At 75.8% G+C, this 13,529-nt stretch carries 9 protein-coding genes and 1 pseudogene; 2 read left to right on the top strand and 8 right to left on the bottom strand.

Going from position 1 to position 13,529, the window contains the following annotated elements; genetic code table 11:
- Nucleotides 1–30: 30 nt before the first annotated feature.
- The 7 genes and pseudogenes from AB0K92_RS22235 to AB0K92_RS22265 all read right to left on the bottom strand — a co-directional run bounded on the left by AB0K92_RS22235 (nucleotide 31) and on the right by AB0K92_RS22265 (nucleotide 8,207).
- Nucleotides 31–1,302: a glycosyltransferase gene (locus tag AB0K92_RS22235; RefSeq protein ID WP_365925396.1), complete on the bottom strand. Its 1,272-nt coding sequence runs from the start codon at nucleotides 1,300–1,302 to the stop codon at nucleotides 31–33.
- Nucleotides 1,299–2,264: a glycosyltransferase gene (locus AB0K92_RS22240; RefSeq protein WP_365925398.1), complete on the bottom strand. Its 966-nt coding sequence runs from the start codon at nucleotides 2,262–2,264 to the stop codon at nucleotides 1,299–1,301. Before AB0K92_RS22240 ends, AB0K92_RS22235 begins: the two co-directional genes overlap by 4 nt.
- On the bottom strand, nucleotides 2,261–3,394 hold the full coding sequence (locus AB0K92_RS22245) for a glycosyltransferase family 9 protein (protein ID WP_365925400.1): 1,134 nt from the start codon (nucleotides 3,392–3,394) through the stop codon (nucleotides 2,261–2,263). Before AB0K92_RS22245 ends, AB0K92_RS22240 begins: the two co-directional genes overlap by 4 nt.
- Nucleotides 3,395–3,777: 383 nt before the next feature.
- A pseudogene (locus AB0K92_RS22250) lies at nucleotides 3,778–4,233 on the bottom strand (HAD family hydrolase); the annotation flags it as partial.
- 221 nt (nucleotides 4,234–4,454) lie between these two features.
- Nucleotides 4,455–5,510 carry a glycosyltransferase gene (locus AB0K92_RS22255; RefSeq protein ID WP_365925402.1) on the bottom strand — a complete coding sequence of 352 codons (1,056 nt, stop codon included), beginning with the start codon at nucleotides 5,508–5,510 and terminating at the stop codon, nucleotides 4,455–4,457.
- Entirely contained in the window at nucleotides 5,510–7,171 is a 1,662-nt protein-coding gene (locus AB0K92_RS22260; protein ID WP_365925404.1) for a carbamoyltransferase C-terminal domain-containing protein, read from the bottom strand. Before AB0K92_RS22260 ends, AB0K92_RS22255 begins: the two co-directional genes overlap by 1 nt.
- Before the next feature lie 49 nt (nucleotides 7,172–7,220).
- Nucleotides 7,221–8,207 (bottom strand): NAD-dependent epimerase/dehydratase family protein, encoded by a 987-nt coding sequence (locus AB0K92_RS22265; protein WP_365925406.1) that lies wholly within the window; start codon nucleotides 8,205–8,207, stop codon nucleotides 7,221–7,223.
- Between the two features lie 778 nt (nucleotides 8,208–8,985).
- Here AB0K92_RS22265 and AB0K92_RS22270 point away from each other — a divergent pair.
- Nucleotides 8,986–10,194 (top strand): polysaccharide pyruvyl transferase family protein, encoded by a 1,209-nt coding sequence (locus AB0K92_RS22270; protein ID WP_365925408.1) that lies wholly within the window; start codon nucleotides 8,986–8,988, stop codon nucleotides 10,192–10,194.
- A 122-nt stretch (nucleotides 10,195–10,316) separates the two neighbouring features.
- A complete protein-coding gene (locus AB0K92_RS22275; RefSeq protein WP_365925410.1) occupies nucleotides 10,317–11,783 on the top strand; it encodes an FAD-dependent oxidoreductase in 1,467 nt (488 codons plus the stop codon).
- Between the two features lie 84 nt (nucleotides 11,784–11,867).
- Here AB0K92_RS22275 and AB0K92_RS22280 read toward each other — a convergent pair whose 3' ends face one another.
- Nucleotides 11,868–13,493: a right-handed parallel beta-helix repeat-containing protein gene (locus tag AB0K92_RS22280; RefSeq protein WP_365925412.1), complete on the bottom strand. Its 1,626-nt coding sequence runs from the start codon at nucleotides 13,491–13,493 to the stop codon at nucleotides 11,868–11,870.
- Nucleotides 13,494–13,529 lie beyond the last annotated feature (36 nt).

Consider the following 13,529-nt stretch of genomic DNA (forward strand, 5'->3'; position numbering starts at 1 on the left):
GGGACGGTCGGTGCTCCCTCGGACGCTGCCTCAGACCACCCCCGTCACGGCCGCCGGGGCGGCGTCCAGGACGGCGCAGTACGCCGCCTCCGTCTCGGCGGCGACCCGGTCCCAGGTGTAGCGGCGCAGCACCCGGCGGCGGCCGGCGGCGCCGCAGGCCAGGCGGGTCTCCGGGCGGGCGAGGAGATCGGCGACCGCCCGGGCCAGGGCCCGCGGGTCGCGCGGCGGCACCAGGCGGCCGGTGCCCGGGTCGGCGACGGTGTCCAGCTGGCCGCCGACCGCGCTGGCCACGACCGGGACGCCGCAGGCCATGGCCTCCAGCGGCACGATGCCGAACGGCTCGTAGTCCGCCGGGCACAGCACCACGTCACAGCCGCGCAGCAGCGGCGGCACCTGCCGGCTGGGCACTCCGCCGGTGAACCGGACCCGGTCGGCGACCCCGGCGCGCCGCGCGATCTCGCGCAGCCGGCGCACCTCGGGGTCCTCGTCCAGCCGGTCCGCCGGGGGCCCGCCGGCCACGACCAGTTCGGTGTCGGGCAGCAGGCTGAGCGCGGCGATGGACACCGCGGCGCCCTTGCGCGGGACCAGGCGGCCCAGCTGGAGCAGCCGGTAGGGCTGGGGGCCGCGCGGGGCGGCCGGGCCCTGCGGGGTGAACAGCTCGGTGTCGACCCCGCACGGCACGACGCTCACCTTGCCGGCGGGCACGCCCATCCGGGCCAGTTCGACGACCTCGTCGCGGCAGGTGGCGATGACCCGGTCGCAGCCGAGGCCCACCTCGGTCTCCAGCGTGACGCGCTGCGGCGGGCTGGTGTCGGCGAGCCGCTGGTGGCGGCGCTTGACCGTGCCGAGCGCGTGATACGTGTGCAGCAGCGGCAGGTCCAGGGCGCGCACCGCGTGCAGCGAGGCCAGGCCCGACATCCAGAAGTGCGAGTGCACCACGTCAGGGGAGCGGGCCCGCCACACCCGGGTCAGGTAGTGGCCGAACTCGTCCATGTGCGGGAGCAGTTCGTCCTTGGGCAGCGGCTCGGGGGGTCCGGCGGGCACGTGGTGCACCTCGACCCGGTCGCGCAGCGCCACCCGTTCGGGCAGCTCCCGGCTGTCCCGGCGGGTGAAGACGGTCACCCGGTGCCCGCGGTCGGCGAGCGCGCTCGCGAGCGCCGCGACGTGCACGTTCTGCCCGCCCGCGTCCACCCCGCCGAGCGCGGCGAGCGGACTGGCGTGCTCGGAGACCAGCGCGATGTCGAGGGAGCCGGGGCCGCCGGCGTCCGGTGCGGCGGTCAGGGAACCGACCGATGCGGTCATGAGCACACCTCCGTGATCAGGCGCTCCCAGTCGTTGAGGAAGCGCTTGAGCCCGTACCGTGCGAGGGCCGCCTGGCGGGCCCGCGCCCCGTCCTCGGCCGCCGCCTGCGGATCCGCCAGGTAGCGGCGGGCGGCCTCGGCCAGCACCTCGGGCCGGGTGGACAGCACGCCCGCGCCGGGCGGGACGGCCTCCACGGCCTCCGTGGTGGCCAGCGCGACCACCGGCATGCCCAGGTGCATGGCCTCCAGCAGGGACAGGCCGAGCGAGGTCCAGCGCACCGGGTGCAGATACACCCGCCGTTCGGCCAGCGCCCCGTGCAGCTCGCCCTGCGGCAGGTCGGCGGACCGGCACCGCTCCTCGGGCAGCCCCAGCCGGCCGGCCAGGCCCTCGGTGCGCATGCCGAACACGTCCAGCGGCGCGGCCTCGGCGAGCGCGGGCAGCAGGTCCGTACCCGTGTACCGGCCGCGCCGTACGGGCTCGTTGACGACGACGGCCGCGCGGGCGAGCCGGCCGGTGTACCGGTGGCCCGGGTCGACGATGCCGTGCTCGACGACCTCCGTGCGGGTGCCGCCGTTGTCCCAGAACAGGCGGTTGAAGTGGGTGACGTGGACGAGCGTCAGGTCGTCGCGGTCGGCGAACGGGTGCCGGGTGTCCGGGACGTCGCCGTCCGGGGCGTTGTGCTCCAGGTAGACGGCGGGCACGTCGCGGCCGGGGCGGCGGCCGCCCAGCCAGCGTTCGGCCAGCTCCATCTCGTGCGGCCGCTGGAGGACGACCAGGTCGACCTCCGCCTCGCGCAGCTCGTCCGGGGTCAGCTCCCGCACCGAGGCCGGCCAGGGGAACGTGCGGGCGCGACCGCGGCCGTCCGGGCCGCGGTCGGGGAGCAGGGGGACGAGGTAGGTGTGCGGGCCCTGCACGAACGCGGTCGTCCAGGAGCCGTGCACATGCCACAGCAGGATGTTCACCAGGCCACTCCTCGCTCTTCTGCCCCTTTTGTCACAGTTGTCTCGTTTGCCGTCTTTCTTGTCTCCGTCAAGTTATTCATCCCGACCGGTCGGTCGGCCCCTCGGCCGTTTCCGCCACGGCCGCCGCTCAGCGCCGCGACCGCGGCCACCACCTCCGCGTCACCGACACCGTCCAGGCACGGATGGCCCGGCGTGGGACAGCGACGGGCCCGCGTCCCGGCGCAGGCGGCCCGCTGGTCGCCCAGCAGCACCGACGGCACGCCGTACGGCCGCCACCGCTCGGCCGGCACCACGGGCGCGAACAACGACACCACCGGAGTGCCGACCGCCGCGGCCAGATGCGCCGGACCGGTGTTCCCGGTCACCGCCACCCGGGCCCGCGCCAGCACCCCGGCCAGCTCCCGCAGATCGGTGGCCCCGCCCAGGTCCAGGGCGTGCCGCCCGGCCACCCGCGCGGTCAGCTCGCGCTCCCCGCGCCCGCCGGTGACCACCACCCGGTGGCCCGCCGCGGCCAGCGCCGCCGCGGCCCGCGCCGCCCGGCCGGGACTCCAGGCGCGGGCCGGCACGGCGGCACCCGGATGCAGCACGACATACGGCTCCGGGCCGGTCAGACGCGTGGTGTCCGGCGGCGTCCGCACCCGCAGCGTCCCGTCGTCGCCCGGCGGCAGCGCGAACCCGGCGGCCTCCGCGAGGTCCAGGGCCGCCCGCGCCTCGTGCCGGCGCGGACGCCGCCGGTGACGCAGATCGAGCAGCGCGCCCGGATAGTCCTCGCAGTCCGCCGCCGTCCAGCCCACGCCCGCCAGCTTCAGCAGCAGGGCCGCGGGCAGCGGGCTCTGGTGGTACGACACCAGGATCAGCGCCCGGTCGAACCGCCGCTCCGCCAGCGTCTCCAGCAGCCCCCGCGTCTCCTCCCACGACACCGGGGCGGGCTCCAGACCCACCCACGGGGCGTCGTGCACCAGCACCTCGTCCACGCCCGGCAGCATCCGCCCCGCCTGCTCGCCCTGCGGCCCGCACAGCAGCGCCGTGTACGCCGACCCGGCGGCCACGGCCCGTACCGCGGGCCCCGCGAGCAGCACGTCTCCGGCGCTGTCGAGACGGACGACGAGGGTCCGGTAGGCCGCGCTCATGAGGGGGCCGCCGTTCGGACGGTGCCGGGGGAGGCGGGGGGAAGGGCGGTGGGGTGGGGGGTGAAGGTCATGGTGGGCGGTGGGGTGGTGGCGTGCGGGGTTGTGGCCTGCGGGGTGGTGGGGGTCTGCGGGGTGCACGTGATCTGCGGAGTGCAGGGGGCCGGGGCGAGTGCGGCTTGCGGAGTGCCGGGGCCATCCTGGGCGAGTGCGGCCCGCGGGGCCCGGGTGGCATCGGGGGCGCCGGTGGACGGCGGGGCGCCGTCGCCGGACGCCGAGCCGGGGGCACCCTGGGGCGCCTCGCCGGCAACCGGCAGCGCCCCGCCCTCCGCCCTCGCCACGTCCGGCGGACTCGCGGACCCGGCGGGGCCCGGCCGCCCCGCGCCCAGGGCCAGCCGTACCGCCGACAGCAGATCCGGTGCGGTCCGATCGGCGGCGGCCGTCTCCTCCGGGCGGGTCGCCGGGGTCGGCACGAGGATGCCGCGCGCCCCGGCCGCGCGCGCCGCGCCCAGGTCGGCGGCGATGTCACCGATGACCACGGCGCGCGCCGGGTCCGCGCCGAGGCGCGCGCAGGCCGCCAGGACCAGCCCCGGCGCGGGCTTGCGGCAGCCGCAGCCGTCCTCCGGGCCGTGCGGGCACACCGCCCACACCCCGAACGGGCCCAGCACCTCCTCCACCCGCCGCTGCACGGCCTCCACCTGCGCCCGCGTCAGCAGCCCGCGCGCCACCCCCGACTGATTGCTCACCACTCCCACCGCGACGCCCCGCGCCCGCACGGCGTCGACCGCCGCACGGGCCGTCGGCATCGGCACGACCCGCGCGGGATCGCCGTTGTAGGGCACGTCGACGACGAGCGTCCCGTCCCGGTCGAAGAGAACGGCGGAGGGGAGGCCGCCGCCGAGGCCGACGGCGGGAACGGAGGCCTCGCGCCCGCGGGCCGGCCTCTCCTCGCGGCCGCGGGCCGGCCTCTCCTCGCGGCCGCGGGCCCGCGCACGGACGAGGGCACCTCCGTGCCCGTCGCCGGCGCGCTCGCCGGAGCCCGTGTAGATCCAGGGACGTGTGCTCATGAGCCCACCTGTTCCGGTGCGGGCTCCCGCCGCCCCCGCGGAGGTCCCGCCGTCCCCGACGGGACGAACGGGGCGGTTCCCCGGTGCGCGACCCGGCCCCGGAGCCAGTGCCACACGGCGGCCGGCGGGATGGCGAGGCTGGTCAGGGCCATGGTGACGACCTCGTCGCGGGTCCGGGGGCCCGGGCGGATGCGGGCCAGCGCGAACTCGGCCGTCCCCGCGAGCCACAGCGCCCCGCAGAGCGCGGCGCCCCGCGGCCGGCGCAGGGCCGCGCAGGACAGGGCGGCCCCCGCGGCCGCGGTCACCGCCGCATGGACGGGCAGGCGGCCCCGCGGCGCGTCCGCCCGGCGCCACCAGCCGCGGCCGTGCAGCCGGGTCATCAGGACGTCGTCCGCGTTGCCCGCCTGGAGCCGCACCGACACCCAGCGGTCGGCGGGCCGCACCGGATGGGTCGTGGTCCTGGACCCCTCGGCGACCGACCACCCGGCGGCCGTCACCCGCAGCGCCAGGTCCGCGTCCTCCCGGAACGCCCGCCGGAACCGCTCGTCGAAACCGCCGGCGGCCTCCAGCGCCGTCCGCCGGTACGCCATGTCGGCGGTGATCCAGCGGGCGGTGGCGAGCCCGGCGGTGTTGCGCTCCCAGTCGGTGGGGCGCCGTTCCCGCGGCAGCGGCACCTCGATGCGCGCGGTCACCGCGGCGGTCCGCTCCGACGCCGCGGCCAGGTCCCGGGCGAGGTCGGCGGCCCAGGTCGGGCCGGGCACCACGTCGTCGTCCAGGAAGACGATCCACGGCACCGCACCGGCCGCCCGCCAGCCGGTGTTGCGCGCCGCGGCGGGCCCGCGGGCGCCGCCCGGGACGACCGTCGTGCGGGGCCGCAGCGACTCGGGCACCTCGGTGAGCGGTGACGCCCCGCCCTTCGCGCCGGGCCGGTCGTCGACCAGGACGACCCGCCGCGGCGGCGGCCCCTCGGCGACGGCCAGGGCGCGCAGACAGGCGCCCAGGCTGGGCCGGCCCAGGGTGGGGATCACCACGGCGTACGCGGGCTCGTCCATCACGCCCTCCCGTCGCCGCCGGCGCGGAAGAAGTCGCCGCGCCGGATCGCGTACGGGCCGATGGCGAGCAGGTCGACCGGTGAGGAGCCGAAGCACTCGAGCGCGTCGCGCGGGTCGTCCACCATGGGCCGGCCCGCCGTGTTGAGGCTGGTGTTGACCACGACGGGCAGCCCGGTCAGCCGTTCGAACTCGCTCAGCATCCGCGCGACCAGGGGCTCGCGCGCCGGGTCGACGGTCTGGATGCGGGCCGTGCCGTCCACGTGGACGACCGCGGGGATACGGTCCTTCCACTCCTCGGCCACGTCGTGCACGAACAGCATGTACGGGCTGGGCAGCGGCCCGTCGAAGATCTCGGCGGCACGGTCGGCGAGCACCATCGGCGCGACCGGCCGGAACTGCTCGCGGCCCTTGACGTCGTTGAGGCGTTCGAGGTTGCCCGCGTGCCCCGGGTGGGCCAGCAGCGAGCGGTGGCCGAGCGCCCGCGGGCCGTACTCGGAACGCCCCTGGAACCAGGCGACGATCCCGTTGTCGGCGAGCGTGCGCGCCACCGTCCGCGCGATGTCCGGCGGCCGCTCGAACGGTACGGCGGCCGTCTTCAGCCACGCGCCCAGCTCCGCGTCCGTCCAGTCCCGGCCCAGGTCGGCGCCGGTCATCGGCTCCGGGGTGTCACCCTCCCCGGCGGCCAGCAGCAGCGCGCCGCCCAGCGCGGTGCCCGCGTCACCGGCCGCGGGCTGCACCCACACCCGGGAGAACGGGCCCTCGCGGGCGATCCGCGAGTTGGCGACGCAGTTCAGGGCGACGCCGCCGGCGAGCGTGAGCACGCTGTGCCCGGTCCGGCCGTGCAGCCAGCGCACCAGGTCCAGCAGGGTCTCCTCCAGCACCGCCTGGGCACTCGCCGCCAGGTCCGCGTGCGCCTGCGTCCACGGCTCCTCGGCGCCGCGCGGCGGGCAGAACTCGTGCCACGGCACCCCGGTGGCCCGGAAACCGCCGTCACCGGTCGGATGGACCCAGCGGCGCAGCTCGGACAGCATGCGCGGGGTGCCGTGCGAGGCGAGGGCCATCACCTTGAACTCGTCGGAGGAGCGCAGGAACCCCAGATGCGCGGTCAGCTCCTCGTACACCAGACCGAGCGAGTGCGGCAGGTCCTGGGCGTACAGCGGCTCCAGCTTGTCCCCGACCCGGCGCGCGGCCAGGTGCGAGGCGCGCTCGCCGCGGCCGTCGAGGACCAGCACCGAGGAGTCCTCGGCGCCGTCCGCGCAGAACGCGCCGGACGCGGCGTGCGCCATGTGGTGCGGCACGAAGCGCACGATGTCCGGGTCGAGGCCCGGCAGCACCTCCTTGAGGAAGTTCGGCGCCTCGCGGGCGTACGTCTGCCGCAGGTGGTCCCAGGGGTCGTCCAGGCCCATCGCGTCGGCGGGGCGGGCCAGCGAGGGATCGTAGGAGTACGCGACCGCGTCCAGGTCCTGAGGGCGCAGACCGGCCCGCCGCAGACACCACGCGGCGGCCTTCTCCGGCAGCTCCCAGGCGGAGAACGGCAGCGGCCGCTTGCCGTGCTTGCGGCGGGAGAACCGCTCCTCCTCGGCCGCGGCGACGGTACGGCCGTCGATCACCAGAGCGGCGGCGGGGTCGTGGAAAAGGGCGTTGATTCCGAGGATGCGCATGGATGGCCAGGCCTTTCGGCGAAGGGGCGGTCGGCTTGTGACGGCGGGGTCAGCGGTGCGCGCCCGAGCGGAACCAGTCGATCGTGCGGCGCAGCCCCTCCTCGGCGTCCACCTCCGGTTCCCAGCCGAGCTTGTCGCGGGCCAGGGTGATGTCCGGGCAGCGCACGGTGGGATCGTCGGTGGGCCGTTCGATGAAGCGGATCTCGGAGTCCGACCCGGTCAGCTCGATCACCAGCCGGGCCAGGCCGAGCATGGTGATCTCGGCCGGGTTGCCGATGTTCACCGGGCCGCGCATGCCGTGCGCCGCGGCGGCGAGGATGCCGCGCACGGTGTCGTCGACGTAGCACAGGGAGCGGGTCTGGCGGCCGTCGCCGGTCACCGTCAGGGGTTCGCCGTCCAGCGCCTGGCGCACGAACGTCGGCACCGCCCGGCCGTCGTGGCCGCGCATCCGGGGGCCGTAGGTGTTGAACAGCCGCACGATGCAGGTGTCGGTGCCCTCGCTGTCCGCGTGCGCGGTGGTCAGCGCCTCGGCGAAGCGCTTGGCCTCGTCGTAGACGCTGCGCGGGCCGACCGGGTTCACATGGCCCCAGTACCGCTCGTCCTGCGGGTTCTGCTGCGGGTCGCCGTAGACCTCGGACGTCGAGGCGAGCACGAACCGGGCGCGGGAGCGGTGCGCCAGCTCCAGGGCGTGCCGGGTGCCCAGGCTGCCGGCCTCCATCGTGTGCAGGGGCAGGCGCAGATAGTCGGCCGGGGAGGCGGGCGAGGCGAAGTGGAGCACCAGGTCCGGCGGCCGGTCCACGGGGATGCCCTCGGCGACGTCCGCCTGCACCAGGGTGAAGCCGGGGCGGTCGAGCAGCGGCGTGACGTTCTCCGGCCGGCCGGTGCTGAAGTCGTCCACGCAGGTGACGGCGGCGCCCGACGCCATCAGGGCTTCACACAGGTGCGAGCCGACGAACCCGGCGCCGCCGGTGACCACGGCGTGCTGCCAGGTCCGGGAAGAAGTCCCGGAAGAAGTCCCGGAAGAAAGGGTGCTCATTCAGCCTCCTCCGTTGGGGCGACGGCGAACCGGTGCTCCGGTGCCGAACGCGGCGGGCCCGCGTCCGGCTGGTGGCCGTCCGACCGCCGTCCGCCGGGTGGCGGGCGGTCCGTCGGCACCGCCAGGACACCCGAACAGCGTCCGTCGTCCGGGCGGCGGGGGCTCGGTGATGTACTGCAACGGGGTGAGGCACGGAGCGTGACGGCGCCGTGCGCCCACCGGCCGACGCGACCGGCGCCGCCGCTTTTCCCAGTCCCTGCCTTGCGCGGCGGGGCCGCCGGAGGAGGCGCGGAGGGAGGGCCGGACCGGTTCGAGAGCCCGAGCCCCCGAGGTGGCCGTCTCGATGACGGTGCCCCGGCGACCCGGCAGCCGCCCGGCGTGGGCGGCCTGCGGGGCGGCGGAAGGGCGCCGTGATCCCGATGGTGGGCCGCCGGGAGGCGTGGAAGGATGGGCGCGGGAGTCGGCCGCCGCGCCGGCGTCCGGGCCGGTCCGGGCAGCAGCGGACGCGGTCCCGGCCACGGCCCCCGGCGGTGACGGGCTCCGCCGCGACACCCCTCGCGGCTCCCGTGCGTACGACACCGGTGGCGTACCGGCCGTCCGCCGCCTGACCCGCCCGGACACCGCGCCCGCCGCCGGACCCGCCCGGACACCGTCCGCCGTCGGACCCCGCCCGGACACCGTCCGCCGAAACTGCCCCGGCAGGGGGTTTCTCCCGATGTGTGACAGCAACTCGGGCCCGAACCCGCGGCAGCGACCCGCCACGGAACAGGAGTGCCGGATGACCACCACCGCTCAGCCTCCCCGGCTCACCGAAGTCAGCCCGCGCATCGGACTGCTCGGTTCGTACGGAGGCTTCAACCTCGGCGACGAGGCCATCCTCAGCTGCGTCCTCAGCTGCCTGCGCAGCCACCGCCCAGGCGCGCGGCTCATCGCCCTCAGCCGCAACGCCGAGCACACGCGCGCCCACCACCCCACCCTGGACGAGGTGGTCGACTGGGAGGGCGTCCCGCAGCGGCAGGTGCTCGACGTCGTCTCCCGCCTCGACCTGCTGGTCGTCGGCGGCGGCGGCATCCTCTACGACGGCGAGGCCCGCCGCTACCTCCGGGTGGTCGGAGCGGCCCAGGCGCGCGGCGTGCGCACCTTCGCCTACGCCATCGGCGCGGGCCCGCTGCGCGAGGCGGAGGACCGCGAAGCGGTGCGCTCGGTGCTGGGCGCCATGGACGAGGTGGTCGTCCGCGACGAGGAGTCGCACCTGGTCCTGGAGGAGGCCGGAGTCGACCGGGACATCATCGTCACCGCCGACCCCGCGCTGCTGCTGCCGCCCGAGCCCTTCACCGACCAGATGATGCGCCAGGAGGGCATCCCCGCCGACGCCAGCCGGCTGGTCGGCATGTCGGTGCGGGAACCCGGCCGGGCCGCCGAGAAGCTCGACGAGGGCGACTACCACGCGCTCCTCGCCGACGTGGCCGACTTCCTCGTGCGCCGCCTCGACGCCCACGTCGTCTTCGTCCCGATGGAACGCCAGGACGTGCACCACGCCCACGGCGTGCTCTCCCGGATGACCGCCCCGGACCGCGGCCGCATCCTGCACAGCGTCTACAGTCCCGGCCAGGTCCTCGGCTTCATGAGCCATCTCGACCTCGTCGTCGGGATGCGCCTGCATTTCCTGATCTTCGCCGCGCTCTCCGGGCTGCCCGTGCTGCCGCTGCCGTACTCCGGCAAGGTGTTCGACTTCGCCCGCCGCCTCGGCGCCCCCGCCCTCGTCGGCGTCGCCCGTGAGCAGGCCGGGCTGCTGCTGGCCGAGGTGGACCGGCTCTGGGACGAGTTCCCGCAGCGGCGCGGCGACTTCGAGGGGCGCGTGCGTCAGCTGCGGGCCCGCGCCCGTGAGACGTGTACGCGCCTCGGCGCGGTGCTCGACTCGCTCGACGTGGCCGCCCCGGACCCCGAACCGGGCCTGCAGTTGCTCAGGCCGGGTACCGGAACCTGACGTCCGCACCGCAACCTGACGTCCACACCGGGACCCGACGTCCGCCGCCGCACCCGCCGCGCGCCGACGGCCGGACGCCGGGCCGCCGGCGCAGCGGATCCACCTGCCGACGGGAAGAAGCGATGCCGATCCTGGAACCACCCGCACAGTCCCGGACCATCACCCTGCCGCCGCGCCCCGCCCGCGACGGCGGTCGCACGGACGTCCTGGTCGTGGGCGGGGGACCGGCCGGCACCGCGGCGGCCTGCGCGGCGGCCGAGGCCGGCGCGGAGGTCGTCCTCGTGGAGCGCTACGGCTTCCTCGGCGGCAACGCCACCGCCGCCCTCGTCATGCCGCTGATGTCCTTCCACAACGAGCGCAAGCAGGCGGTGTTCGCCGAGCCCGGCGAGGACGGCGTGCCGCTGCTGCCGCCCGACCACGGTGAGGGCGAGGCGGTGGTCGCTGGGTTCCTGTGGCAGCTCCTGGACCGGCTGAACACGCGCGGCGGCTGCGTCCCGCCGTCCCTGAAGACCGGCTACACCGTGCCGTTCGACCCCGAGATCTACAAGCTCACCCTCCTCGACCTGCTCGACGAGGCCGGAGTACGGCTGCTGCTGCACTCCTTCGCCTCCACCGCGCTGCCGCTCGACAACGGCTGGCGGGTGGTCTTCGAGACCAAGTCGGGGCCGGTGGTGATCGACGCGGACGTCGTCGTCGACGGCACCGGCGACGGCGACGTGGCCACCGCCTGCGGGGCGTCCTTCGAGATCGGCCGCCCCAAGGACGGACTGGTGCAGCCGATGACGCTGATGTTCCGGATCGTCGACTTCCTGCGGCCCCGGTTCGCCGAGTACGTCCGCGAACACCCCGACCAGTGGAAGGGCGTCCACGGCCTGTGGGACCTCGTCGAGCAGGCCACCGAGGCGGGCGAACTCACCCTGCCCCGCGAGGACATCCTCTTCTTCGGCACCCCGCACCCCGGCGAGGTGAGCGTCAACAGCACCCGCGTCACGGGCGCGCTGGGCATCGACGTGTGGGACCTGACCCGCGCCGAGTACACCGCCCGCCGCCAACTGGAGCAGATCGATCGGTTCCTGCGGCAGCACGTGCCCGGCTTCGAGACGTCGTACGTCGTGCAGAGCGGCACCCAGATCGGCGTCCGCGAGACCCGGCGCATCGCCGGCGACTACCACCTGACCGGCCACGACATCATGGAGGCCCGCTCCTTCCCCGACGTCATCGCGCACGGCGCGTACCCCGTGGACATCCACAACCCCAAGGGCTCCGGCACCATCCTCATGCGCGTCCCGCAGGGCCGGTTCTACGACATCCCGCTGCGCTGTCTGCTGCCGCGCGACACCGAGCGCGTCCTGGTCGCCGGCCGCTGCATCTCCGGCTCCCACGTGGCGCACTCCTCCTACCGCGTCATGCCCATCTCCATGGCCACCGGTCAGGCCGCCGGTGTCTGCGCCGCGCTGGCCGTCCGCTCCGGCCGCACCCCGCGCGAGGTGCCCGCGGAACTCGTCCAGGAGGAACTGCTGCGCCAGGGCGCACGGCTGCGCCTGGGCAGCGGCACGGAGAGCAGGCCGACGGCCCCCCAGCCGCGCTGAGGACCCGACTGCGTGCCGAGAACCCGCCTGCCGCGCGGTTGGGCAAAGCCGGTGCGGCGGGGCGTCACTGCGTGTCACTCGGCCTCACTCGTCGTTGTCCCGCCACCGCACCCCCGCCGGCGCCGTGTCGAACCGGGTCGCCGCGGCGGTGTTGCCCGAGAAGTCGTTGCCGCGCACGCGCCCGCCGGTCATCCGGCCGCCGGCCGTGATCCACAGGCCGTACGCCTGCGACGGGGGCAGCCGGTCGTCCCAGACGCGGTTGCCGTCCAGCTGGACGTCGGTCACCGGCGCGTCGACGGTGATCCCGGCGCTGTCCCCGGGACCGTCCGGGAGCCGGTACGCCGCGCCGGGCGCCGGTGTGCCGTCCCGCCAGGCGGTCGGCACGCCCGGCCGCCACGGCGCCAGGCCCAGCCGGGTGGCGGTGTTGTACATCACCAGCGCGCTCTGACCGTCCACCGTCACCCGCTTGCCCCGGTGGCCGTCCGGCGGCCAGTCGGCGCTCTCGTCGACCAGCGTGAGCGGCGTACAGCGCACGCCGTCGCCGCCCCCGGAGGCTCCCGGCGCGACCCGCCGCCCGTTGTCGCGGACGCGGTTGCCGAGCAGGGCCGGGCCGCGCAGCCCGGCGTCGACCCGGACGCCGTCCAGGGCGTTGTCGCGGATGTCGTTGGACTCCAGGACGACGTCCGAGGCGGGCCCCTGGTCACCGCCCTCCAGGTTGTGGTCCCAGAAGCCGAAACGGCCGTTGCTGCTGATGCGGTTGCCGCGGAAGGCGTACGGGCCGGGGCTGTTGCCGAAGCCGATGCCGTCGCGCACGTTGCCGTCGATGACACAGCCGGTGACGATGCCGCCGCGCCCGCCGACGCTCGTGGTGCCCTGCGAGGACACGTCGAACCCGGCCTCGTGGTTCGCGATCATCGTCGAGGCGGTGACGATCAGCCCGTCGGCGCCCCAGTCGGAGATGCCGAACCGGTTGTCCTCGCAGTGGCAGGAGGTGATACGGATCCCGCGCGGCGGCTCCCAGTCCTCCTGCTGCAGCTCCAGGAAGATGCCGTTGGTGCCGTTGCCGACGGCCGTGCAGTCGCTGACGGTCAGCCGCTCGACCGGGCCCCAGCCGCCGACGCCGATCCCGAGGCCCGCGCCGCCCATCTGCTCGCCCGGGTCCTGCCGCCCGCACCGCTGCGCCAGCACGCCCTCCACCACCGTGTCCTGGAGGAAGTCGCAGCCGAAACCGGTCGCGGCGGTGTCATGGATGTACAGATCGCTGAACCGGCCGCGCAGCACGTACTGCAGCCCCAGTCCCTTGGCCAGCACGTTGTACTCGTCCGTCGACACCCCGGACCCGTCGATCGCGAAGTGCGCGAAGGTGACGTCCGCGATACAGCGGTCCCGGCCGGCGCCGTGCTGCGCGGTGGTGAACCAGGCCAGCGGCACCGGAGTGTGCGGAGCGCCCGGGTTGGCCAGGGCGAAACAGGTGGCGCCCCGGCCGGCCCCGATCAGCGACACCCCGCTGCGCCACAGCGTCGGCCGGTCCCGCATCACGTACCGGCCCGCCGGGACCCGGATGGTCCGGGGGCGGCCGTCCGCGGCACAGGCGGCGCCCACCGTGTCCACCAGCCGCTGGAACGCCGGCTGGTCGTTGGTGATCCCGTCACCGGTCAGCCCGTGCTCCCGGGCGTCGACCGTCAGCGGCACCGAAACCGACATGGACATACGCACGCTCCTGCCTCGACGCGTTCGTGCTCGTGA

It is taken from the genome of Streptomyces sp. NPDC052687, assembly GCF_040678395.1.
Classification (GTDB): Bacteria; Actinomycetota; Actinomycetes; order Streptomycetales; family Streptomycetaceae; genus Streptomyces.

Bases quoted from the DNA above. Each gene is read 5' to 3' on its own strand.
- AB0K92_RS22235 (WP_365925396.1), bottom strand. From the start codon at position 1,302: ATGACCGCATCGGTCGGTTCCCTGACCGCCGCACCGGACGCCGGCGGC.
- AB0K92_RS22245 (WP_365925400.1), bottom strand. From the start codon at position 3,394: ATGAGCGCGGCCTACCGGACCCTCGTCGTCCGTCTCGACAGCGCCGGA.
- AB0K92_RS22255 (WP_365925402.1), bottom strand. From the start codon at position 5,510: ATGGACGAGCCCGCGTACGCCGTGGTGATCCCCACCCTGGGCCGGCCC.
- AB0K92_RS22260 (WP_365925404.1), bottom strand. From the start codon at position 7,171: ATGCGCATCCTCGGAATCAACGCCCTTTTCCACGACCCCGCCGCCGCT.
- AB0K92_RS22265 (WP_365925406.1), bottom strand. From the start codon at position 8,207: ATGAGCACCCTTTCTTCCGGGACTTCTTCCGGGACTTCTTCCCGGACC.
- AB0K92_RS22270 (WP_365925408.1), top strand. From the start codon at position 8,986: ATGACCACCACCGCTCAGCCTCCCCGGCTCACCGAAGTCAGCCCGCGC.
- AB0K92_RS22275 (WP_365925410.1), top strand. From the start codon at position 10,317: ATGCCGATCCTGGAACCACCCGCACAGTCCCGGACCATCACCCTGCCG.
- AB0K92_RS22280 (WP_365925412.1), bottom strand. From the start codon at position 13,493: ATGTCCATGTCGGTTTCGGTGCCGCTGACGGTCGACGCCCGGGAGCAC.